Below are 19,896 nucleotides of genomic sequence, written 5' to 3' on the forward strand. Positions count from 1 at the left end.
CGGAGGAGTGCTCGGATGAGGAGCAGCGGGGAGGCGACCGGCCTCCTCGCTGCCACGCCGGCGACGCGGCACGGCCGCCGTGGCGGCGTCGGTCGACACGATCGGAGTCACGATCGGAGTGCTGACGTGGTCGCCGGGCCGGCACCCCGGCGGACCGGCTGGTGATCGGCCCCTTCGCCGGTGCGGCGACCCCCGGCTTCCGGGACGGCCGGTACCTGGCCGCCAGGACCACCGGCAGCCTGCTGCACCGCGCCCTCGCCGTCGTGCTGCTCGCGCTCGTCGGAGACGGTGTCGCCACGCCGTGCGGGCAGGCGCGGGTGTGGCACGGGCGACGGCGGGTAGTCCAGGGCCGTGCGTGCGCTCACCGTGCTCCCCGGAACCGCGGACTCCTCGCGGTCGACGACTCCCTCCGAGCTCGAACTGCGCCGGGGTGAGCTGCTGGCCGTCGGGGTGCGCGGGGCCGACGGGGCGCTCGTGCGCGCCGAGTGCCGCAGGGCCCCGCCCGACCGGGTGTGGCGTGTGGGGGAGCGTGTTCGGCACGAGCGGGAGCTGGTGACCGGCACAGGTCCGATCGGACTGCTGGCGGCGGTCCTCGCCGTGCGGCGGACACCGGACGTGCACGTTCTCGACCTGGTGACCGGTTCGGTCGACGCCGACCCGCCTCACCACGCGCAGGCGCTGGCCGAGGCGGACGCCGACCGGCCGGGTGGCCCGACCACCCGGCGAGCGGCGCCGGAGTCGTTCGCGGACGCCGTCGACACCCCGTCCGGCGACGTGAAGGTGGTCATCACCCGGGACGGAGGCCGCTGACCGATGCCGTCGAAGATCGAGGACTACGCCCTGCTGGGCGACCTGCAGACCGCCGCACTGGTGAGCCGGGACGGCAGCCTGGACTGGCTGTGCCTGCCCGCGTTCGACTCGCCCGCCTGCTTCGCCGCGCTGCTGGACGACGTGGACGCGGGCCGCTGGCAGCTCGCTCCCGCGCACGGTGGCCCGGCCACCCGGCGCCGCTACCGCGGCGACTCCCTGGTGCTGGAGTCGGAGTGGGACACCCCGCACGGCACCGTGCGGCTGATCGACTGCATGCCGCCGCGCGGCGAGGCCGCCGACGTGGTGCGCGTGGTGGAGGGCGTGTCGGGCAGCGTGCCGATGCGCATGGACCTGCGCCTGCGGTTCGACTACGGCAGCGTCGAGCCGTGGGTGAACCACCGCGACGGCGCGCTGGCCGCGATCGCCGGACCGGACGCGGTGTGGCTGGAGGCGGGCGTGCCGGTGCACGGCCACGACCTGACCACGACCGCGGAGTTCGAGGTGCGCGCCGGGCAGCGGGTGCCGTTCGTGCTCACCCACACCGCCTCGCACCTGCCACGCCCGCACGCCGTGCACGCCGACCAGGCGATCTCCGACACCGAGGACTTCTGGGCGGGCTGGATCAGTCGCTGCACCTACGACGGCCCGTGGTCCGAGGCGGTGCGTCGCGCTCTGGTCACGCTCAAGGCCCTGACCTACGCACCCACCGGGGGCATCGTCGCCGCGGCCACCACCTCGCTGCCCGAGCAGTGGGGCGGTCCGCGCAACTGGGACTACCGCTACTGCTGGCTGCGCGACGCCACGTTCACCCTCCAGGCGTTGCTGGGCACGGGGTTCGTGGCCGAGGCGCGAGCCTGGCGCGAGTGGCTGGTGCGCGCGGTGGCCGGCGACCCGGCGAAGCTGCAGATCATGTACGGCCTCGACGGCCGCAGGCGACTGACCGAGCAGACCCTGCCCTGGCTGTCCGGTTACGAGGGTGCGTCGCCGGTCCGGGTGGGCAACGCCGCCGCCGACCAGTTCCAGCTCGACGTGTGGGGCGAGGTCCTCGACGGACTGCACCTGGCGCGCGAAGCGGGACTGTCCACCACCGACACGGCGTGGGGCCTGCAACGGGCGCTGCTGGAGCACCTGGAGGGGCACTGGGACGACCCGGACAACGGCCTGTGGGAGGTGCGCGGCCCGCGTCGGCACTTCGTGCACTCCAAGGTCATGGCGTGGGCCGGCCTGGACCGCGCCGTGCACACGGTCGAGAAGCACGGCCTGGACGGCCCGGTCGACCGGTGGCGGGAGGTGCGCGACCGCATCCACACCGAGGTGTGCGACAGGGGGTACGACCCGGAGCGGGGCACCTTCACCCAGTTCTACGGTTCGCAGGGGTTGGACGCGGCCCTGCTGCTCATCCCCAGGGTCGGTTTCCTCCCCCACGACGACCCCCGCGTGCGGGGCACGGTGGACGCCGTGCGCCGCGACCTGTGCGAGGACGGATTCGTGCTGCGCTACCGCACCGACGCCGACGGCGGCGTTGACGGCCTGCCCGGCACCGAGGGCGCGTTCCTGGTCTGCACGTTCTGGCTCGCCGACGCACTGCACGGCACGGGCCGCGTCGACGAGGCCCGTGAGCTGTTCGAGCGGCTGCTCGACCTGCGCAACGACGTCGGCCTGCTCAGCGAGGAGTACGACACCGCCACCGGACGCCACATGGGCAACACCCCGCAGGCCTTCAGCATGGAAGGACTGGTCAACACCGCCCGGCAACTCGGCGGCGCGTCCACCCGCACCTCCGCCGGCAAGGACGAGCAAGCTCTGTGACCTCGTCGAGGGCGTGCCGTGCCTGCGGTGCCGCCCGCCGCGTCCTGCGCGCCACCACCCCCTCAACCGGCGAACTCCAGCACGTACGGGGAATGGCCGGGGCCAGCTCTCACCCGGTGGTGCGGCCGCACCCCGTCGAAATCGGTCGACGACGCGCCCGCCGGTGTGCGGAACCGGTGGATCGACCGATGCGATCCGCGGTACCCGTGGCCACGATGACGGCATGGCCGTCGATCCGCGGGGTGCCGATCTGAAACGACTGCTCGCCGAGGACCGGGGCGGGCCGGTGGTGATGCTCAACCTGCTCCGGTTCACCGAGGGCGGCGTCGAGACCTACCGGGAGTACGCGCGCCGGTTGAGCGAGACGTTCCTGCCCCGCCACGGGGGAGAGGTCCTCTACGCGGGCACCGGCTCCACGGTGCTGGTCGCGGAGGACGGGCAGAGCTGGGACGCGGTGGTCGTCGTGCGTTACCCCGACCGCGCCGCGTTCGGTCGCATGGTCGCCGATCCGGAGTACCAGGAGGTCACCCGTCTGCGCACCGCCGCGCTGAGCGAGGCGGTGTTGCAGGCCACCAGCCCGTGGACGTGACGCCGGGCACGAGTCGGCACGGTGTCCGCTCGGGCCCTGCTGGTCGTCACCGACGTCATGAACCGCAACACCTAGCTCGACAGCCGCAGCTCCGTGGCCGCCAGGTACTCCCGCAGCGTCTGGCGGGATCGGACGAGCGTGTCGATCTGCTGGTCCAGTCCGGTGATGCGCTCCCGCAGCAGGTCCAGGGTCTCCGGGCAGGGCTTCAGCTCGGGGGCCTCGCCGGTGACGCACGGTTGGAGGTACCCGATCTCCTGGGTCGACAACCCGGCGTCGAGCAGCCTCCTGATCTGGGTCACGGCCAGCACGGCGTTCTCGTCGTAGTCGCGGTAGCCGTTGCCGGCGCGATCGGGCGTCAGCAGGCCCTGCGCCTCGTAGTACCGCAGTTGGTGCGGGTTCACCTGGGTCCGTCGGCTCAGCTCTCCGATCAGCACGTGGATTCTCCTTGACCTTCACATCGGTATGAACGTCGATGATCGTGCCACCGATCGGAGGAGGAGCACATGACGCACACCGGCACACCCGTCACGGTTCTGGGTCTCGGACTGATGGGCGGCGCCCTCGCCGGGGCGTTCCTGCGCGCGGGACACCCGACGACCGTCTGGAACCGCACGACGGCCAAGGCCGACGACCTCGTGGCGCGGGGTGCGACGCTCGCGGAGTCTCCGGCGGCCGCGATCGCGGCCGCTCCGCTCGTGGTGGTCTGCGTGTCGGACGACGACGCCGTGGCCGACGTCCTCGACGGGCCGCTCGACGGCCGGGTCGTGGTGAACCTGACCTCCGGGACTCCCTCACGCGCCAGAGCGCGCGCCGAGGAGGTGGCGCGCCGCGGCGGCGGCTACCTCGACGGCGGGATCATGGCCGTGCCGGAGGCCGTCGGCACGGCCAGCTCCGTGGTCGCCTACAGCGGGCCGCGACCGCTGTACGACGCCCACGCGCTCACGCTGGACAGCCTCGGCACGGGCCTCCACCTCGGCGACGACCCCGGACTGTCGGCCACGCACGAGATGGCCACGCTCGTCCTCGTGTGGGGCATGCTCGACGGCTTCCTCAACGGCGCCGCGATCCTCGGCACGGCCGGTGTGTCCGCCACGGCGTACCTCCCCATCGCCCGGACGGCGATCGACACGGTCGCGGGCTGGTTGCCGGGTTACGCGCGGCAGGTCGACGACGCCACCTACCCGGCCGACGACGGCACCGTCGACACCCACCTGGCGGCGATGGCGAACGTCGTCCAGGAGAGCGAGTCGCTCGGCGTCAACGCAGAGCTGCCGAGGCTCGTCAAGGCGCTGGCCGAACGAGCGGCGGCCGCCGGTCACGGCGCCAGCGGGTACGTGGCGCTGGTGGAGCAGTTCCGCACGCCGTGACCGGCGCGGCGGGGGCGCTCGCCGAGGTGCCGAACCCGGCCGCGAGCCGGATGCAGGCGTCACCACCCGCGCAGACGGGCGAGCACGAGCGGTGCCCGGCGGTCGGAAGTCGGTCGCCGCCGGCGAGATCGACGCCTCACGCGCTGTGCGCGGATCAGGGCGCTCAGGAGGCACCTGATCGTGGTTCGAGGCGGCGCACGACGGTGCCGGTGGTCCACCGATCGCACCACCTGGTCGAAGGCGCTCCCCGTCGTGGCGCCGGTCGTCGCTGTGCACGTGGGTCACCCCGGCGTCCCGGGTTTCTGCGTCGCGGCGGGGAGGGACCACGCCGGGGCGAGGGCCGGGTGCCTGGACCACTCCCGCACCAGGACCCGCACGGCGTTCGCGTCGCCGTGCTCCAGCACCGCGCCCTCGGCTCCTGCCTCGGGTGAGCAGAATCCGCGCAGCGGAACTTCCGGAGACGGAGCAGGAACCGGCACACCGGCACGGCTCCCCGCGCCGGGACGTCGTCGAGGACGGGCCACAGGACCGGCTCAGAACGAGTCGGCACGACGACTCTGCTGGTGCGAGGACGTTCCGAGATCATGACGTCCGCTTCGCCTTCCCGCTCGGCGTCGTCCTGGCCGTCCACCGGTCACCGCCGACCGGCGCCATCGCTTCCGCGCCGGTTCACTACTTGGTGCTACTGTGTAGTGGTACTCGGTATCGCCGAGTAGTGGAAACGGTGAAGAGGGCTCACGATGGACGACCTGACGGAGATGCTGAAGGGCACGCTCGAGGGCTGCGTGCTCGAGATCGTCGGTGGTGAGGAGACCTACGGGTACGTCATCACGCGTCGGCTGAACGAGCTCGGCTTCGCCGACGTCGTCGAGGGAACGGTGTACGCCATCCTGCTGCGACTGGAGAAGAACGGGCTCGTCCAGGTGACGAGACGCCCCTCCGAGCTGGGCCCGCCGCGCAAGTTCTACGCGCTCAACGACGCGGGACGCGCCGAGCTCGCGAGGTTCTGGGCGAAGTGGGAGTACGTCACATCGCGGATCGACGAGCTCAGGGAGGGCGGGAGATGAACTTCTGGAAGACCGTCACGGGCAGCGATCTCACGAGGGACTGGAAGGCGTTCGAAGTCCGGGCGCCGGCGTTGCCGGCCGACCACCGGGCCGCGTGGGAGGAGGTCGGAGGTCATCTCCTGCCCCACGCGGACTTCACGGGTCGAAACCTGGTGCCGATCCTCGACGGCGTCCTGGGACTGCTCGAAGAGACGGCGGCCGACGGGCAGGACGTCCAGGACGTGCCTGGGGGGATGACGTGGGAATTCGGGACGTCATCGAGGGCAAGAAGCAGTGGCGGGCGCACGTGGCGCGGGTCGAGGCGCTCCCGCCGGACTACCGGATCGTCTGCGAGGAGATGCAGAGGTACCTCTTCAAGGTCGGCCCGGTCGGCCTGACCGACCGGAACCTGCTCTCAGGGGTCGTCGACTTCTTCGAGGAGGGCGTTGCGGCTGGCAGGGGGTCCTGGAACTCGTCGGAGACGACGTCGCCGCCTTCTGCGACGACCTGCTCCAGAACTCGCGCGCCACGTGATTCACGTGGCGTCACGTGTGCGTGCGAGTTCTGCGACCAGGAGGGCGATGAGGAGCCGTGGACCCGCTGGAGGTGGCACGAGGAGTCACGTGGCGTCACGTGCGCCGGGGCAGTTCGAGAAGACGACGTCTCTCGGGTCGGATCATCTTCTGGGCGGGTCCGGGGGTCCGCAGGTTCGGATCCTGTCGTTCCCACGGTCTGAAGGAGTCCGCTGGCCTCGGGGGAAGTCCAGGTCGGCGGGCTCTTCCGCGTCCTGCCGCCGCCCACCTCGCCCGTGTCCGGTTCGCGCGATGGGCTCGTCCACCACGTCGTCCGTGCTCGCTCCCGCGCGAAGTCCTTCCCGTGCCGGACAGCGCACGCGCCTCCGCCCGGCTGGCGCAGACCCGACCATCACCGGTGCGTAACGAACAGGGCGCGACTCGCCCCACCAGGGCGAAGTCCGGGGCCGGATCGGCGGTCGGCGTAGTTGGATACGCCGACCGGCCTCACATCCTCCCCTCGGAGCACCCATGCGCTTCACCGCACGACGACTGATCGGCACCGCCCTGATGGTGCTGATCACCGCAGGTCTGTCCACCACCGCCGCCTTCGCGAGCCCGCGGCAGAACGAGACCGGCGACCCGCGCGCCGTGCTCGGCGCGACCAAGAACGTCGACCTCGGCCAGCCCGGCAACGGCTGCGAGGTCGCGGGCCTGCCCGGTGACGAGGCCGCGCCGACCGCGGGCACCTTCACCGTCGAGGGCCACGACATCGACATCACCGCGTTCCCTCCGGGCCACGTGCTCACCGGCGTGGTGGTCAAGGGCGGCGACGCCTACAACACCTACCCGGCGACCGCCCTCGGTGACCTGCCGTGGCTCGACCTGCACCCCCCGGTGAACAACGGCGGCAACATCGCGGGCATCAGCCACTGGTTCGTCTGCGTCGAGAAGGTCGCCACCTCGACCGAGCCGACCCGGCCGACCGAACCGACCCGGCCGACCGAGCCGACCCGGTCGATCCCGCCGACCGAGTCCACGGAGCCGACCGGGTCCACCGAGCCGGCCGAGTCCACCGGGTCTGTGACGCCCGGCGTCTCGACCGGTCCGCAGGTCCCGTCGGGCAGCGTCGCGCCCACGACGACCAGCTCCGCGGCCGTCGTCGCCGCGCCCGGCTCGTCGGACGGGCTGGCGGACACCGGTTTCAACGGCACGTGGCTGCTCGTCCTGGGTGGTGTGCTGGTCGCGGCCGGCGCCGCGCTCGTCGCCTCGCCCAAGCTCCGCAGCCTGCTGCGCCGCTGATCCGCCCGCTGGCCGCCCCCCGGTTCACGGGGGCGGCCAGCGACCTGCGGCAACCGCACCCGCGCACGGCCGGATGCCGCAACTGCCGGCCAGATCCTCCCGGTGCGCACGACCGGCGCGAACAGTCAGCGCCGCACCACGGGTCTTTCACCTGAACGGGGGGATTGCGCTTCTCGGCCCGCATTCCGGCCGGATGATTGAGGTGCTCGCCTGCCGGGAAACGACTCGAGGGAACGTGATCGCATGTCGTCGTCCTACGAAGAGCAGCAAGACCTCACCGAGACCCCGATCGAGAACTTCATCGGGTTCGTCAGCTTCCTCGCCAAGAACGACCTGTGGGACGAAGCGAAGCAGGCTCTGGAGTCGGCCGGGATCGGATCGATCCACGTCAGCACCGCACCCGTCCAGGTGATCAGGCGGCTCATCACCGACGAACTGCTCGGCAACGACCGGCTCAGCGGGTCGAGCCGCAAGCACGCGCAGGTCATCGCGGAGTGCGGTTGCGGCGTGACCAACCCGGGGTTGCCGCCGGGAGGCCAGCCCCAGTTCCCGCACGGCGGGGGCGACGCCGGGGCCGACGGCGGACATCCCGTGGTGCAAGCGCCGGACGGGGGCTGACCGGTGGCGGCCCCCCGGCCGTCTGTCGGGCTCGACGCCGTTCGCGTGGCGCGGGAGCACCTCGGCGCTGACCTGCTCGCCAACCCCGACGTGCACGGTGTGGGCGTCGGCCTGCGCCGTCGGGCCGGCACGCTGACCGACGAGTACGCGATCGTCGTCCACCTGAGCAGGAAGCTGCCGCCCGACCAGGTCCCCGAAGACCGCCTGGTGCCACGAACGCTGCGGTTCACCACGCCGGACGGGCGTGAGGTGGTCGTGCCGGTCGATGTCCAGCAGCGGCCGTCGCCGCTGCTGGAGGCGGCTGCGGTGTCACTGGGGAGCCGGGTGCGGCCGGTGCCCGGCGGGGTGAGCGCCGGATTCGCCGGCACCCTGGGCGGCTGGGTGTGGGACACGGTGACGAACCAGGCCGTCGCGCTGTCCAACCGGCACGTGTTCGGGTCGCTGGCGGGTACTCGAGTTCCGCAGCCGTCGGCGGAGGACGGTGGGATCCTGCCCGCCGACGAGGTCGCTGTCGTGCTCCGGGCGGGTGAGCTGGATGCGGCGATCGCTGCTCCGGTGAGCGAGGTGGTCGCGGACCTGGTCGTTCTCGGACTCGGTCCGGCCGTGTTGTCGATCGCCGACGCCGCCATCGGCCAGACGGTGCGCAAGACCGGGCGGACCACGGGACTCACCGCAGGAGTCGTCGACCTGATCGACTACGACTCCGGACACAGCGGGTCGCGGTCTGACCTGTGGATCGACGGTGACAGCGCGGACTTCTCCGACGCCGGTGACTCGGGCGCGCTCTACGTCCAGCCGGACGGAGCCGTGGTCGGCTTGCACTGGGGCGGAGCAGGCAACGACGGCGTCGGCCACCAGATCCGAGACGTGTTCCGCGACCTGTCGTTGACGACGCTGCCAGCCCTGTAGGGCCTGTCCGGAGCGGTGATCATCCAGTGGGCCCGTGGACCCGGAGCAGTGCTCCGCGCAGGTGCGGGTCGGCGAGGCAGCTCTCGGGCGTCTTTCGTGGCGGGTGGCGAGTTCGCGCCACACCTCGATCTCGTCGATGCAGCGTTCGACGGCGATTCGTCCTGTGTGGATATCGGCGTCGCGGGTGGCGGGCGGCCGCTCCGCATCCAGCACGGATCTCGCTCACCCGCGGCCCACGCCCTGGTCTTCTGCGCGCGCTCCCCGTGACGCCTCCGCGGCCATCTCCGGACAGGACAGGACTGCTCGCCGACCCGCGCACCCGCCGCGTCGTGCTGTGGGTGTCGAGGTCGTGCGGGTTCTCCTTGACGAGCCGCAGCACGCGCGACTCGACCGCCGCTCGCGCCGGTGGACGTCCGGCGCGTCGACGCGCAGCGCGGTCCCACTTGCCGGTCACGAACGTGTGATGCCGGGTGAGCAGGGTGCCCGGCGTGACGGGAAGACCTCCGGCCGATGTGGACGATCCACCACCCCCGGGCAGAGCGGTGAACCGGGGCCGGTCGGCGGGCTCGTGCCGCAACACGAGCAGCTCGGCGTCCGTCGCTGGCTCACCGCGGAGAAGCATCGACGGCGCGGACAGCAGGCAACGGGCCGACTCGTACAGCAGGGCACGATCGTCCGGACGTACTTTCACCACGGTGACACCCGCGCTCTGCCGGCGACGGCGACTCCTCGAACGGCACGGGGTCGGTGCTTGTTTCCCCGGCTCCCGGTGGCGTCAACTCCGCACCGGTCGGAGGTGGACCGCACGCCGATTTCTGTCCACCGGTGGACGGTGTCAGCCGACTCGAATCGTGCCCGCGCACGTCCGGACCACTCGTACATTCTGGCCACTGGTGCGTCGCACGGGCCGTCAATCGATCGTGTCCCGAAAGATGCGGTGGCCAAAGTCCATCAGATCTATGACTCGGGGAGCGCTCGGCGTGGGAATGGTCGTCGGTGGTCTGATCGACTCCGGCACCGTGGCCGGGATTCCCGGTGCTGCCGGAGCCGTCTTTTTCTCCTGCTCGGCCTCTGATGCCGGAGTCCGACCGGTACGACTTCCGGCAAGCCCCACCGGCGGGGGCGTACCGGTCCACGGCTCGGTCGACCAGGACGATGTCACTGGTTCCGTTGCGCAGCTGACCAGCTCGGTCGTCGGGTGTCGATCATTCGAGTCGATTCTCCGGAGGGCGTGGCAATCACGTCAACGGATCGAATCCCGCTCGGTCTCGATTTGTCGTGTCTGGTGCGACGTGCTGGCCGGACCCGGGCCGTCGGTCGAGTACCGCCCGTGCGCACCGGCGAGACGTCCTGCTGGCGTACACGACGTGCGTCCATTCGGGCGATCCGGCGTCACTATTTGCTGCGGCAGGAGTAATGTCCTGTGGTACACCCAGATCTCGGTGACGTGAGCCATCCGTCGTGAACGGTCGCGCAGCGCGAGCCGAATTTCTTCTGTGCGGAGGAAGTGGGCACCGACAGTCACGTCGGCTGTGCGGTGTGCGATTCACAGCAAGTCGGTTTCGCCAGCGCATCACGCTGTGCGAGTCGTCATCAACAACGCGTCGAGGGAACGATCATGAGAATTCAGCAGAGCCAGATTCGCCGAGGAGCCGTCGTCGCACTGGCCGGCTTCCTCGCCGTCCCGTTCTTATCGGCGGTCACCCCCCTGACCGCGCACGCCGCCGTTGACTGCGTCGTCAGCGCCGGCGTGACCCAGACCGACACCGTCGTCACCGGCACCCCCGGCAACGACACGATCGACTGCGGCGGCACGAACCCCGGCAAGACGATCAACGGCAACGCGGGCAACGACACCATCACCGGCTCGGACTTCAACGACACGATCAACGGTGGCGACGGCAACGACACCCTGACCGGCGGCACCGGCGACGACACCCTCAACGGTGGCCTGGGCATCGACACGATCTCCGGCAGCGCCGGCAACGACATCCTCGTCGGCGCGTCCAACGACGGCAGTCAGGACAGCCTCGACGGCGGCCTCGGCACCGACACCTGCCAGGGCCCCGCCCCGGACCCGGACATCCACGCCAACTGCGAGAACACGAGCACCCCGCCGACCACGGGGCCGGGCTCGGGCCTGGGGAACGCGACCGTTCTGTGCACCACGACCGGTGGCGTGTTGTCCCTCACCGTGAACCCGGTGGGCTACGTCTGCGTGTTCAACCCCCTCAGTTCGAACAACCGCCGCGTTCCCGAGGCTCGTGCAATCTGCACCGGGGCCGGCGGAACCTTCGTGAACGCGCTCCCCGCGGCCTACTCCTGCCTCCTGCCGACCACGCACTGACACCCCCACCCGCACCACCGGAGCGATCTCAGCGAGTTCCGGCCGGATGCCGACGCGCAGGTCGACACCGAGAACCACCACCACGAGCTGAAGACCTGTGCTGTCGTCGGGTCCGGGGTCCGGCTGGACGGGCACCGAGCACCCCTCCTGGTCCGCGGAGCGGGGACCGGGCCGGTGGGACGGGGCCGGCACCTGCGACCGACGGCAGTGGTCGGCACCGCACAGCGGGTCCCTGCCGAAGCCGGAGGACGGCGCAGCACCCGTCGTCACAGCGCCGGTTGCGCGGCCGGTACCTCCCACGGCTGCGACGCCCGGCAGCGCGGCACGATCACCGGCACCTCGTCGGTGATCGGTCGTTCCGCGCTGCGTGGAGGATCGGGGTGATCCCGGTGAGCACGGCGGTCAACTGGCCCGCGCCCTGGCGCGTCCGCTCATCGGCGTCCCGTTCCAGCGCCTCGCACTCCCGCACAGCGGCGTCCCGTTCTCCGTCGATCACCCCGAACACGTCGAGCACCGCGGTGTGGATCCAGTCGACGTGGTCGAGGTCGGCGGTGGCCAGGGCAGCGGCCACCACGGCAAGCCCGGCCGAGTCCTGACGCCTGAGCAACGCCTCCGCCGTCACGCGGGTGACGAACGTGTCACCGGCATCGAGCACGAGTCCCAGCAGCGCCTCCCCGGCCTCCGGCATCTCGGCGAAACTGGCCAGGCCGCGGCCCGCGTCGGCCCTGTCGCGGTGGTCGGGGCTTCCCGCGAGTCCGATCAGCGCCGCTACCGCGGCACGTCTTTCCCCGTTGCTCATGGCCGCATTCTCCTGCGGCCGGAACGCGGAGGTTCCTCGGCGGCAGGGGACACGGTGACGGTGGGGTGCCACCGGTCCGGTGCGCTGCGGAGTGGTTCGCCACGCCGAAGAGGGGACGGTGGGCCGACGCCGCCGCTTCTACCGTCGGCCGACCGTCCGCTACGAACGCCTCGCGCTCAACCACCGCGCCCACCTCACCCCGGCCGCAGCGCTGACGTGCTTCACACGACCCACCACGTGGGACTTCCTTCTGGGTGGTGGTGTCGGCGCGCGTCCACGACTCGCCGACCGTCTGAGCCCGGAGCGCACGGGCGTAACCTCGCGGGAATGCGAATCGGCGAACTGTCCAAGCGCACGGGCGTGAGTCCGCGCTCACTGCGGTACTACGAAGAGCAGGGTCTGCTGGTCAGTTCGCGCTCCGACTCGGGGCAGCGCCACTATTCCGATTTCGAGGTCCAGCGGGTGTCGCTCATCCGGCAGCTCTTCGACGCGGGTATGTCCAGTCGGGTGATCGCGACCGTGCTGCCGTGCGTGGACGTCCCCGGTGACCTGAGCGTGGCCGAGGAGACGCTCACGGCGATGATGCGCGTCCGCGACCGGATCGACGTCGACATCGCGCACCTGATCCAGACCCGGAACGCACTCGACGTGCTGATCGAGGTCAACGCGCGACACCGGACGCAGCTGTCCACGACCCCGGAACCAGAGGCGCGGTCGGCCTAGTGCTGTGACCTGCACCTCAACCGTTTGCCCCTCACAACGATGTCAGGGGTGACGATGGAGACAACGCCCGGAACCACCGGGTCGGTCACACGAGGCGGCAGAAAATGGGACGAGCATGGGGTTTCAGCGAGCACGGCGGGCCCGAGGTGCAGGAGTTCTTCGACCGTCCTGATCTCGTCCCCGATCGCGGTGAGGTGCTGATCCGGGTCACCGTGGCCGGTGTGAATCCCCTCGACCACGTCGTGCGCTCGGGTCTGGCCCCCGGGCTCGACGGCGGGCGTCCGTTTCCCCGCGTGCTGGGCATGGAGGCAGCGGGAACCGTTCTCGCCCTCGGTGAGGACGTCGACGGGCTCGAGGTGGGTGACGAGGTCTTCGGCTTCGCGCTCACCGGTGGTGGCACCTACGCCGAGACGACGGTGCTGTCCGCGCCGAACACCGCGCGCATCCCGACGGGCCTGTCGGCGACCGTGGCGGCAACGCTGCCGGTGGCCGGGACGACCGCGGTGGACGTGCTCGACCAGCTCGGCCTCCCGGCCGGTGCCACGCTCCTGGTCAACGGGGTCGGGGGCGGGGTCGGCCTTGCCGTCGCCCGGCTGGCCATCGGGCGCGAGCTGCGTGTGGTCGGCACCGGGAGCACCGCCAAGCGCGAGCACGCCGAAGCCGCCGGGGTGCGGTTCGTCGACTACACCGCCGGGGACGTCGTCGTCGCGGCGCGCGAGCTGGTTCCGGACGGCTTCGACGGGATCGTCGACCTGGTCGGAGGCACCTCGCTGCGGGCGGTCGCTCCGCTGGCCCGCGATCCCCGCAACGTCGTCGCCGTGGGTGACGTGTCCGTGTCCGATCTCGGTGGGCGTTTCGTCGAGCGTCGCCTCGACCGCGAGAACCTGGAGCGATCCGCCCAGCTGGCCCTCGACGGAGTCCTCGCTCCCGTGATCACCGCGGTCCACCCGCTCTCCGACGCCCCGGCCGCCCTCGCCGCCGTCGAGAACGGCCACGCCTCGGGCAAGGTCGTCATCAAGGTGGCGTGAGAAGTGCCCCGGGCGACCGGTGCCAGGAGCGGGCTAGGGACCGCGGATCGAGCATCAGCCATGCTGCCCGGTCGGGTCCCGGTGTCCACCGGTGACGCTCCGACGGTGGCTCGGTCGGCCGGCAGGCCACGCGTCACGGTGGTCCCGGCGACGACACCCACGACGCGCACATCGGTGGCGACGAGCACGTGGCCCTTCTGCGGTGCGGTGCGTTCCGGTTCGTGTCCTGCGTCGTACGGGTCCTCGTCTCTGCGTGGTCGGCGTGGGGGCGGTGCTGGCCCGGTCGTGTTCCCCAGGTGAACGGGACGCCTGCCGCTGCGCCTTCGTGCCCATCGGTCGGGACGGCGGCCTCGTCCTGTTCTCACCCGACGCCGTCCGGCGGACGGCCGCACCGGACCTCTCCGTGGACGCGGTAGCGCCCGGCGACGAGAGCCAGGTGGACGACGTGTTCGGTGTCAGCACGGAAGTCCGCGATCGTGAGTGCCGCGGTGGTGTCCGTTCCTCTCACCGCTCTCCAGCGGTGAGAGGAACGAGTAGCTGCGCAGGTCGGCTCCGGGGCCTGGCGCACGTTCGGTGCACGAGCGGTCGACCGCGGGAAGCGGGCGTCGAAGCGCGGTCTCCGCGACGGGGGTCGTCGACCCGACCGGCAGCGTCGAACCTGCGCCGGCACCACCGGACAGCGCCACGACTGCTTCGACGACGACCTTCGCCGGACGAGGGCCAGAACCCGCTCGTCACCGACGAGGTCGGTGAGACGGACGGGCACAGCGGCGACACAGACGATCACAGACCCGTACCGCCGCGGCCCCTAGCGTGGGAGTCCTACCACCGGCGATGGTGCGTCCGCGTGTCACCGCCACGTCTCGCCTCACCCGTCCGCTCACGAGAAGGTCGCCTCATGGTCGAGAGTTGCGTGATCCACCTCGTACGTCGTCAGGTCGACGTGCCTCGCCACGACGACTTCGCCGTGATCGACCGTGCCGGGGACGGGTGAGGTGCTCGAGCGTCGTCCCCGCGGTGCGCGAGGGTCGTGTCCGGCACACGGAGACCGTCGTCCACGCCATCGACAACGCTCCGCAGGCGTTCCGCGACGTGCTGAGCGGCCGCGACGTCGGCAAGACCCCGGTGCCTCCGTGAACGCACCACGCGTCATCGGTCGCCACGCGTCCGCGCGGTGGGGATCTCGCCGGGGGAGAACGGGAAGCAGCGGTCGTCAGCAACACCCGTCGGTGGGCACGTCGGCACCGCCGAACCGCTCCTGTGCTCCTTCGTGCAAGGCGTCGCGACTCGCATCCGCACCCTCGAACGCCCCGCCGCACACCGCTTCCGACCCGACCACCGCACACACCCAGAAGAGGACGACACCATGAAGATCGAGAACTCCATCGCCCTGGTCACCGGCGCCAACCGGGGGATCGGTGCCGCTTTCGTCGAACTGCTGCTGCAGCGCGGTGCGGCCAAGGTCTACGCCGCGTCCCGGCGCGGTGTCGCCCCCGGTGTTCCCGGTGCGGTGCCGCTGGTCCTGGACGTCACCGACCCCGCGTCGGTCGCCGCCGCGGCCGAGCAGGCTCGCGACGTCACCCTGCTCGTCAACAACGCCGGCATCGCCAACGCGCAGAACCTCGTCGACGGCGACGTTGCGAAGATGCGTGCCGAGATCGACGTCAACGTCTTCGGCACCCTCGACGTCACCCGCGCGTTCGCACCCGGCCTGGGGCGCGTCGGCGGTGGAGGCATCATCAACGTCCTGTCCGCGGCGTCGTGGTTCACCTTCCCCGGCAGCGGCTCCTACGCGGTCAGCAAAGCAGCGCAGTGGAGCCTGACCACCGGTGTCCGCATGGAACTCGCGGGCCAGGGCACCCAGGTTCTCGGCGCGCACGTCGGCATGGTCGACACCGACATGAGCGCCGCGATCGACGTGGAGAAGAGCTCACCTGCGGAGTTCGTGAGTGCCGTGCTCGACGCGCTCGAGAACGGTGAGATCGAAGTCACCACGGACGACATGAGCCGCCGGGCCAAGGCCTCCGTGGCCGAGAAGCCGGGCGTGTTCGTGCCGTGATCAGCGTCATGATGCCGCCCGCGCCCGGAATCACCGTCCTTCCCCGCGGTGTTGGCAGGGACGTGGACGTTCTGGCCGACGCGCTGCGCGTCTCGGGTGCCCGCGGCTCCGTGGGCACCCGCACGGCAGCGGGAGGAACGTGGGGGCTCCGGCTCGACGACTTCCCCGGAGCCGCGCTGCACGCGGTCGTCAGCGGCAGTGCCTGGCTCCTCGTCCCCGGCGCGACACCGACGCGACTTCGGGCCGGTGATGTCGTCCTGCTCCCGCCGGGCACCCGGCACGGTCTGTCGAGCGGGCCGGGCGTGCGCATGGGGGCGTGCGACGCCGCCTCTGCGGAGAAGTCGCGTGAGCGTGGTGACCTCGTCACCCTCGGCACCCGACCGCCCGAGACCGAGTTGATCACTCTGCACTACGAGCAGGATCCCGAGGTGGACACACCCGTCCGCACGGTACTGGGAACGTCGATGTCGCTCTCGGCCCGCCACAACCCGTCGCTCACCGCAACCATCGGCCTGCTCGCCGGGGAGTTGAGCCGTCCCGGTGTCGGCACCGTCGCCGCGGTGAACAGTCTCATCGACCTCCTGCTGGTTCAGTTCATCCGCGCGTGGCTCGACGAGCAACCCGAGCAGCGGCCCGCCTCGTGGCTCGGCGCTGTCGTCGACCCCGTCGTGCGTGACGCCCTCGAAGCGATCCACGCCGCGCCGGAGAAGCCGTGGACCACGGCGAGCCTGGCTCACCACATCGCGGTTTCCCGAGCCACGCTGGCCCGTCGGTTCCCCCACGCGCTCGGTCAGCCACCGGGGGAGTACCTGACCCGCTGGCGGATGAACCTCGCCGTCCTGCGCCTGCGCGACACCGACGAACCGGTCGAGAGCATCGCCAAGGCCGTCGGCTACTCCTCCCCCCACGCCTTCAGCCGCGCGTTCAAACGGATCCGGGGAAGTGCCCCCGGGGAGTACCGGATCGCGGCACGCCTCCGCCGCCGCCGCCCGGAGAGGACGCCGAGCGGCTGAGCCGCCGTCGGACACGGGGGACCGAGCCCGTTCCACCCTCGCTCGGCCGCGAGGTGAAGGACGAGGACGGCTCGGGGCAGGTCGGTGGTGCGGGCGGTGGAGCAGCGGAGTCTGCGCAGTGGTCGCCAGGTCTTGGGGGAGGGGCGGCGCGTGGTCGAGCGCGCGGACGCGGACGGGGGAGCGGTCGACCGCCTGCTGTCCTGGCGAGAGGTGTCCCACCGGACCGGCGGGAATCCGGATCGGGCCGCCCGCGCCTCGTCCGCCCAGTACGCGATGTCCGCCTCGGCCGGAGGGTCGACGGCGATCGTGGAGTCCACGTCAACGCTCCGGCCCGACCGCGACGGACGGGGCAGCAGCGGCTCCTGCACGTCGATCGGGGCGTGCCCTCACCGCCGACTCCGGCGCTCACCCCGGCCGGACCCCGGTCAGCCGAGGCGGAGCAGGACCTTGCTCGACGTGGCCGGGTCTGCGGCTGAGGTGAGGGCCGCCGCAGCGTCGCCGGGGGAGTGCTCGGCCGAGATGATCGGCGCGAACAACGCCCGGTGGGCGCTGATGACCGCCAGTGCGTCGGTCATGTCGCCCGCGAAGCGACTGGAGCCGGTGATGGAGAGTTCGCGCGTCACGGCGAGGTGGAACGGTGCTGTGACGCCGGCTGAGGGCAGTTGGCCGGTCTGCACCAGGGTGCCGCCGGGACGCAGGGCCCGCAAGGCGGCGGCCAGGGCGGCCGGAGAGCCGGCCGACTCCAGCGCGACGTCCACCGGGGGGAGGTCGCTGCCCGCCTCGACGGTGTGCGTCGCCCCGACTCTCCTCGCGATGGCCAGCGGGCGTGGGTGGAGGTCTGTGACGATGATGTCCGCGGCTCCGCCGAGGTGGGCCAGGGCGACGGTCAGCAACCCGATCGGACCGGCTCCGGTGATCAGGACGGTGCGGCCGCGCACCCCGTCCACGAGGCGGGCCAGGGCGTGCCGTGCCACCGAGGCGGGTTCGGCCAGCGCGGCGGTGCGCAGGTCGAGTCCCTCCGGCACGGGCGTGAGGCGAGCACCGGGGACGACGAGCCGTTCGGCGAACCCGCCCTGGGTGTGCGGGCGGCGGGCGGCGCTGCCCAGGTAGCGCAGCTCGGCGCACAGGTTGGACCGGCCGCCCAGACAGTGCGGGCACACGTCGCAGGTCTGCGCCGGGTGGACCGCCACGGCCGTGCCCGCGGGCGGTCCGGAGCCGTCGGCGGCGGCGTGGCGCACGGTGCCGACGATCTCGTGGCCCAGCACCATCGGGTCGCGCAGGACGGATTCGCCGACCTCGCCGCGTTGCCAGTAGTGCACGTCCGAGCCGCAGATCCCGCCGTAGGCGACGTCGACCAGGGCGTCGCCGGGACCCGGCTCGACCTCGGGCCACCTGCGGAGTTCCAGGCGTCCGGGACCGAGGACGGTCAGCGCGAGGCCCATCGGGATCACCGTCACTCAGATCACCGCCGTCAGGCCGCCGTCGACGTACACGACCTGGCCGTTCACGAAGTCCGACGCGGCCGAGGCCAGCCACACGGCGGGACCGGTGACGTCCTCGACGCGGCCCCAGCGGCCGGCGGGCGTGCGCGAGGTGATCCACGAGGTGAACTCGGCGTCCTCGACGAGGCTCGCGTTGAGGTCGGTGTCGAGGTAGCCCGGCGCGAGGCCGTTGACCTGGACGCCGTGGCGCGCCCACTCCGCGCACATGGACCGCGTGAGCCCGCCGAGTCCGCTCTTGGCCGCCGCGTACGGCGCGGTCGTGGGACGCACCAGGTGGTTCTGCACCGAGCAGATGTTGATGATCTTGCCGCTACCTCTGGCGACCATGCCGCGCGCGACCGTGCGGCCGACGATGAACGCGCTGGTCAGGTCGACGTCCACGACTCGGCGCCAGTCGGCGAGGGAGATCTCGGTCAACGGTCCGCGGATCTGGATGCCCGCGTTGTTGACCAGGACGTCCGGACAGCCGTGCCGGTCGGTCAGCTCGGTGACGGCGGCGAGGACGGCCGACTCGTCGGTCACGTCGAACGCGCTGGTGAGCACGGTGTCCGGGGGTGCGAGCGCGCGCAGTTCGGCTGCGACGGGCTCCAGACGCGCGGCGTCCGGGCCGTTGAGGACGACACGGGCTCCCGCGGCCAGGTAGGCGCGCGCGACGGCACGGCCGATGCCGCGCCGCGAGCCGGTGACGAGGGCGAGCTTTCCGGTCAGGTCGAACGACGTCATGTCAGCGCTTCCCCTCGTCGGTACCGCCCAGGACCTCCACGCGGGCCGCTCGCACCAGCGCTCGCGACACCGCCTCCGCGCGCGCCGCGTCGCCGCTCGCGACGGCGTCGACCAGCTCGCGGTGCCTCGTCAGCGATTCCGGGGTGTCGTCGCTGAACATCCGGTGGCCCGAGTACCGGGCGTGCAGCGTGGCGTGCACGGTCTGCACGAGCTGGCTGAGGACGTCGTTGCGAGCACCGCGCAGCAGGGCACCGTGGAACGCGGTGTCGGCCGCGGCGAAACCCCGCGGATCGGCCGCCTCGAACGCCTCGTCCATCAGCGCCAGGTGCTCGCGCAGGGCGGCGGCGGTGGACCCGTCGTCGTTCGCCGCTGCGCGGTGGGCCGCCACGGGCTCCAGAGCTTCCCGGAGGGTGATCAGCTCGTCGAGCTGGCGCAGCGCGTCGGGGCCGTCGTCGCGCCACGCGATCACCCTCGGGTCCAGCAGGTCCCACGAGGACACCGGCAGCACCGTCGTGCCGACGCGCTGGCGGGCCTCCACCATGCCCAGTCCGGTGAGCGTGCGCACGACCTCGCGCACCACCGAGCGGGACACGCCGTGGTCCTGCTCGACGGCCTCGGTCGACAGCACCGAGCCGGGCGGGATGCCGCCGTCGGCGATGCGGCTGCCGAGGGCGTCGACGACCCGCGCGTGCAGGCCGGAGCCGCCGCGGTCGTGGAGAGGGTTCACATCGCCTCCAAAA

19 protein-coding genes and 1 pseudogene are annotated in these 19,896 nt (G+C 71.8%); 15 read left to right on the plus strand and 5 right to left on the minus strand.

The genetic code is table 11. The annotated features are described in order from the left end of the window. Positions 1 to 351 precede the first annotated feature (351 nt). From IMZ35_RS24300 to IMZ35_RS24310, 3 genes are all read left to right on the plus strand, one after another. Positions 352 to 810: a hypothetical protein gene (locus tag IMZ35_RS24300; RefSeq protein ID WP_199443506.1), complete on the plus strand. Its 459-nt coding sequence runs from the start codon at positions 352 to 354 to the stop codon at positions 808 to 810. 3 nt (positions 811 to 813) lie between these two features. After that, positions 814 to 2,619, plus strand: coding sequence for a glycoside hydrolase family 15 protein (locus IMZ35_RS24305; protein WP_199443507.1), 1,806 nt, complete (start codon positions 814 to 816; stop codon positions 2,617 to 2,619). Between the two features lie 223 nt (positions 2,620 to 2,842). Further along, positions 2,843 to 3,208, plus strand: coding sequence for a DUF1330 domain-containing protein (locus IMZ35_RS24310; protein WP_199443508.1), 366 nt, complete (start codon positions 2,843 to 2,845; stop codon positions 3,206 to 3,208). A gap of 71 nt (positions 3,209 to 3,279) precedes the next feature. On the opposite strand, the gene IMZ35_RS24315 is transcribed toward IMZ35_RS24310, so the two are convergent. Further along, positions 3,280 to 3,642, minus strand: coding sequence for a MerR family transcriptional regulator (locus IMZ35_RS24315; protein WP_199443509.1), 363 nt, complete (start codon positions 3,640 to 3,642; stop codon positions 3,280 to 3,282). Between the two features lie 69 nt (positions 3,643 to 3,711). On the opposite strand from IMZ35_RS24315, the gene IMZ35_RS24320 reads away from it, so the two are divergent. From IMZ35_RS24320 to IMZ35_RS24350, 8 genes and pseudogenes are all read left to right on the plus strand, one after another. After that, positions 3,712 to 4,575: an NAD(P)-dependent oxidoreductase gene (locus IMZ35_RS24320; protein ID WP_199443510.1), complete on the plus strand. Its 864-nt coding sequence runs from the start codon at positions 3,712 to 3,714 to the stop codon at positions 4,573 to 4,575. A gap of 740 nt (positions 4,576 to 5,315) precedes the next feature. Next, positions 5,316 to 5,642 carry a PadR family transcriptional regulator gene (locus tag IMZ35_RS24325; RefSeq protein ID WP_199443511.1) on the plus strand — a complete coding sequence of 109 codons (327 nt, stop codon included), beginning with the start codon at positions 5,316 to 5,318 and terminating at the stop codon, positions 5,640 to 5,642. Beyond that, positions 5,639 to 5,815 (plus strand): annotated as a pseudogene (locus IMZ35_RS31915) (DUF1048 domain-containing protein); the annotation flags it as partial. The gene IMZ35_RS24325 and the pseudogene IMZ35_RS31915, both read left to right, overlap by 4 nt. Before the next feature lie 65 nt (positions 5,816 to 5,880). Beyond that, positions 5,881 to 6,357 (plus strand): DUF1048 domain-containing protein, encoded by a 477-nt coding sequence (locus tag IMZ35_RS30980; RefSeq protein ID WP_307868710.1) that lies wholly within the window; start codon positions 5,881 to 5,883, stop codon positions 6,355 to 6,357. Positions 6,358 to 6,664: 307 nt separating this feature from the next. Beyond that, positions 6,665 to 7,435 (plus strand): hypothetical protein, encoded by a 771-nt coding sequence (locus IMZ35_RS24335; RefSeq protein ID WP_199443513.1) that lies wholly within the window; start codon positions 6,665 to 6,667, stop codon positions 7,433 to 7,435. A gap of 243 nt (positions 7,436 to 7,678) precedes the next feature. Next, on the plus strand, positions 7,679 to 8,053 hold the full coding sequence (locus IMZ35_RS24340) for a hypothetical protein (protein ID WP_199443514.1): 375 nt from the start codon (positions 7,679 to 7,681) through the stop codon (positions 8,051 to 8,053). Between the two features lie 45 nt (positions 8,054 to 8,098). Then, positions 8,099 to 8,962 (plus strand): chymotrypsin family serine protease, encoded by an 864-nt coding sequence (locus IMZ35_RS24345; RefSeq protein ID WP_199443515.1) that lies wholly within the window; start codon positions 8,099 to 8,101, stop codon positions 8,960 to 8,962. A gap of 1,618 nt (positions 8,963 to 10,580) precedes the next feature. Next, on the plus strand, positions 10,581 to 11,309 hold the full coding sequence (locus tag IMZ35_RS24350) for a calcium-binding protein (RefSeq protein WP_199443516.1): 729 nt from the start codon (positions 10,581 to 10,583) through the stop codon (positions 11,307 to 11,309). Between the two features lie 328 nt (positions 11,310 to 11,637). Here the strand turns inward: IMZ35_RS24350 and IMZ35_RS24355 are convergent, their stop codons facing one another. Beyond that, positions 11,638 to 12,108: a hypothetical protein gene (locus tag IMZ35_RS24355; RefSeq protein ID WP_199443517.1), complete on the minus strand. Its 471-nt coding sequence runs from the start codon at positions 12,106 to 12,108 to the stop codon at positions 11,638 to 11,640. Positions 12,109 to 12,435: 327 nt separating this feature from the next. Between IMZ35_RS24355 and IMZ35_RS24360 the strand changes: the two genes are divergently transcribed. The 4 genes from IMZ35_RS24360 to IMZ35_RS24375 all read left to right on the plus strand — a co-directional run bounded on the left by IMZ35_RS24360 (position 12,436) and on the right by IMZ35_RS24375 (position 16,931). Then, complete coding sequence (locus IMZ35_RS24360) at positions 12,436 to 12,831, plus strand: MerR family transcriptional regulator (RefSeq protein WP_199443518.1); 396 nt, start codon at positions 12,436 to 12,438, stop codon at positions 12,829 to 12,831. A 104-nt stretch (positions 12,832 to 12,935) separates the two neighbouring features. Next, positions 12,936 to 13,859, plus strand: a complete 924-nt coding sequence (locus IMZ35_RS24365) for an NADP-dependent oxidoreductase (RefSeq protein ID WP_199443519.1) — start codon at positions 12,936 to 12,938, stop codon at positions 13,857 to 13,859. A gap of 1,366 nt (positions 13,860 to 15,225) precedes the next feature. Then, positions 15,226 to 15,918 (plus strand): SDR family oxidoreductase, encoded by a 693-nt coding sequence (locus tag IMZ35_RS24370; protein WP_199443520.1) that lies wholly within the window; start codon positions 15,226 to 15,228, stop codon positions 15,916 to 15,918. A gap of 62 nt (positions 15,919 to 15,980) precedes the next feature. Then, the gene (locus IMZ35_RS24375) at positions 15,981 to 16,931 is read left to right on the plus strand and encodes an AraC family transcriptional regulator (RefSeq protein WP_307868712.1); all 951 of its coding nucleotides are present in this window, start codon (positions 15,981 to 15,983) and stop codon (positions 16,929 to 16,931) included. A 425-nt stretch (positions 16,932 to 17,356) separates the two neighbouring features. Here IMZ35_RS24375 and IMZ35_RS24380 read toward each other — a convergent pair whose 3' ends face one another. The 3 genes from IMZ35_RS24380 to IMZ35_RS24390 are packed head-to-tail and all read right to left on the minus strand — an operon-like array spanning position 17,357 to position 19,883. Further along, complete coding sequence (locus IMZ35_RS24380) at positions 17,357 to 18,388, minus strand: alcohol dehydrogenase catalytic domain-containing protein (RefSeq protein WP_199443521.1); 1,032 nt, start codon at positions 18,386 to 18,388, stop codon at positions 17,357 to 17,359. Continuing rightward, positions 18,389 to 19,156, minus strand: coding sequence for an SDR family oxidoreductase (locus tag IMZ35_RS24385; RefSeq protein WP_199443522.1), 768 nt, complete (start codon positions 19,154 to 19,156; stop codon positions 18,389 to 18,391). A gap of 1 nt (position 19,157) precedes the next feature. Further along, positions 19,158 to 19,883, minus strand: a complete 726-nt coding sequence (locus IMZ35_RS24390; protein WP_199443523.1) for a FadR/GntR family transcriptional regulator — start codon at positions 19,881 to 19,883, stop codon at positions 19,158 to 19,160. Between the last annotated feature and the right edge of the window lie 13 nt (positions 19,884 to 19,896).

Source organism: Umezawaea beigongshangensis (assembly GCF_016464305.1).
Classification (GTDB): Bacteria; Actinomycetota; Actinomycetes; order Mycobacteriales; family Pseudonocardiaceae; genus Umezawaea_A; species Umezawaea_A beigongshangensis.